Below are 2434 nucleotides of genomic sequence, written 5' to 3'. Positions count from 1 at the left end.
GGACGGCGGGGTCGGCGGCGGGCGGCGCGGCGTCCTGCGGGGGCAGGGACACCGCGGCCTCGGTGAGCGCGGCGACGCGGGCCCGCAGCCGGTGCGGCAGGACCTGCTCCAGTTTGGCGAGGGCGCGCAGCGAGGTGTCCTCGATGCCGGTGACGGCGCCCGCGGCGGCGGTGCGCAGGCCGATGGCGATCGCGGTGGCCTCGTCGTCGTCCAGCAGCAGCGGCGGCATCGCGGTGCCGGCGGTGAGCCGGTAGCCGCCGGCCCCGCCGCGGGTGGCGTGCACGGGGTAGCCGAGCTCGCGGAGCCGGTCGATGTCGCGGCGGATGGTGCGGGGAGCGACGCCGAGCCGGGCGGCGAGCTCGCCGCCCGGCCATTCGCGGGGCGTCTGTAGCAGGGACAGCAGCTGAAGCAGCCGTCCGGACGGGTCGCGCATGTTCCCCATTCTGGCGGTCCTTTAGGACGTTCAGTGACCTATTGGCGATCTAGCGTCGGTGCCGAGGCCGGAGAGACCGGGCTTCGCGAGGAGGGACCATGCTGCGCGGATTCGCCACCATCAGCCTGTGGGCCGACGACCTGGAGGCCGCCAAGGACTGGCACGCCGAGCTGCTGGGCGTCCAGCCGTACTTCAGCGTCCCGGGCCCGGACGGCCGCGCCGGCTACTACGAGTTCCGGGCCGGGGACTACGAGCACGAACTGGGCCTGATCGACGCCCGGTTCCGTCCCGGCGGCCCGGCCGCGGCCCCGGGCGGCGCGATCATGTACTGGCACGTCGACGACCTGGACGCGGCGGTGGCGCGGCTGCTGGCGATGGGCGCCCGCGAGCACGAGAAGATCACCGAGCGGGGCGCGGGGACGGGGTTCGCGACCGCGTCGGTCGTCGACCCGTTCGGCAACGTCCTCGGCGTGATGTCCAACCCCCACTACCTGGAGATCCTGGCCAAGGCCGCACCGGTGTGAGGTGCGTCTCTCCCCGCCCCGGGATGTCACGTCCGGGCGGGCCGCGGCCCTCATATGTGCATGGAGACTTTCGTGGTCCGGCCGCGCGACACGACCTGCCACACCCTCCTGTACGCCGCGCACGACGCGTTCCGCCGGGACCTGGACCGGCTCGCGGCGGCGGTGGCGGCGGGCAAGGGCGGGGCCGCGCACGTGCGCGCCGGCTGGGACAACTTCAAGGACCAGCTGCGCATGCACCACGACCTGGAGGACCGGCTGCTGTGGCCGCGGGTGGAGCGCGCGGTGGCGGGGCGCCCGGCGGAGGTGGCCGTGCCGGCGGAGATGCGCGCCGAGCACGCCGGTATCGGGGCGCCGGTCGCCCGCCAGCGCCGCGTCGACGGCGTCGCGGCGGTCCGGGCGCTGCGGGACGCGCTGGAGGCGCATCTGCGGCACGAGGAGGCGACGGCGCTGCCGCTGGCCGAGTCGGTGCTGGAGGCCGGGGAGTGGCGGGCCCTGTACGCCGACGCCGTGAACCGCTGCGGGGCGGGCGCGCCGCTGTTCGTCCCATGGGTCGTGGACGGGATCGCGCCCGTGGACCGCAGCCGGTTCCTCACCGCCCTGCCCGGCCGGGTCCCGCGACCGCAACCGGGTGACGTGGGAGCCCCGCTACCGCAAGCGCCGCCTGTGGAGCACCTGAACCCCGCCTCACCAGGGGACGGCGCGGACGCGGACGTGGTCGTCGCCCGGGTCGTAGTACGACAGCAGCAGCTCGGCACGGGTGCTGTACTCGGGGTGGCCGATGAGGGCGCGGCACTGGTCGAGCCCGGTGCCGTCCGTGCAGGAGACGGTCCCGGCGCCGGCCGGACGCCAGGGCCCTTCGGGGACGGCGGCGCGCCACAGCCGGTACGCGCCGTCCAGCCCGCGCTGCTCGATCATGACCAGGCCGCGGCCGAGGCGGGTGTAGTCGGCGACGTGGACGGCGTAGGGCGCGGCGCCGGGGACGATGCTCGCCGCGCCGAACGCGTCACGCGTCCACCCGGTGGCCGTCCGGTGCTCGTAGGCGGCCGGGTCGCGCCACGCGGCGGGGTCGGCGCGGACGCGGGCGAGGGTGACGCGGCCCCCGTCGCACGCCCCGAACCCGTGGACGTCGCAGCCGGCGGCGAACAGGTAGAGGTACCCGCCCGCGAAGACGGGCGAGCCGAGGTTCTGCTGGAACGGCAGCCCGCCGTGCGCGGTGAAGGGGACCGCGCGGCCGGTGAGGGCGCCCCGCACGGGCTGGTACTCGATCATGCCGAAGCCCTGGGTGCTGATGGACGCGGCGGTGACGCACACGTCGGTATAAGTGATCAGCAGCGTGCCGGTGCCGGGCGGACGGGCCGCGCCCGACACCCAGGACGCGCTGTAGGCGGTGCCGGGGACATGGCAGGGCCGCCCGCCGGGCAGGACGAGGCCGGGCGGGGCCCCGAGCAGCCCCTGCGGCTGTCTCTTATACACATCT

2 protein-coding genes and 1 pseudogene are annotated in these 2434 nt (G+C 75.7%); 2 read left to right on the top strand and 1 reads right to left on the bottom strand.

Annotation, left to right across the window (positions count from 1 at the left end; all coding sequences use genetic code 11):
- Positions 1 to 433: YafY family protein (locus HUX53_RS32120; protein WP_176406967.1), on the bottom strand; the 433-nt coding region annotated here is incomplete at its 3' end.
- A 98-nt stretch (positions 434 to 531) separates the two neighbouring features.
- Between HUX53_RS32120 and HUX53_RS32115 the strand changes: the two genes are divergently transcribed.
- Both HUX53_RS32115 and HUX53_RS43195 read left to right on the top strand, forming a co-directional pair.
- On the top strand, positions 532 to 957 hold the full coding sequence (locus HUX53_RS32115; RefSeq protein ID WP_176406966.1) for a VOC family protein: 426 nt from the start codon (positions 532 to 534) through the stop codon (positions 955 to 957).
- A 54-nt stretch (positions 958 to 1011) separates the two neighbouring features.
- A pseudogene (locus tag HUX53_RS43195) lies at positions 1012 to 1404 on the top strand (hemerythrin domain-containing protein); the annotation flags it as partial.
- Between the last annotated feature and the right edge of the window lie 1030 nt (positions 1405 to 2434).

It is taken from the genome of Actinomadura sp. BRA 177, from assembly GCF_013372625.1.
GTDB lineage: Bacteria > Actinomycetota > Actinomycetes > Streptosporangiales > Streptosporangiaceae > Spirillospora.
The sequence above is the reverse complement of the archived record's forward strand: the minus strand, read 5'-3'. Positions and strand labels throughout refer to the sequence as shown.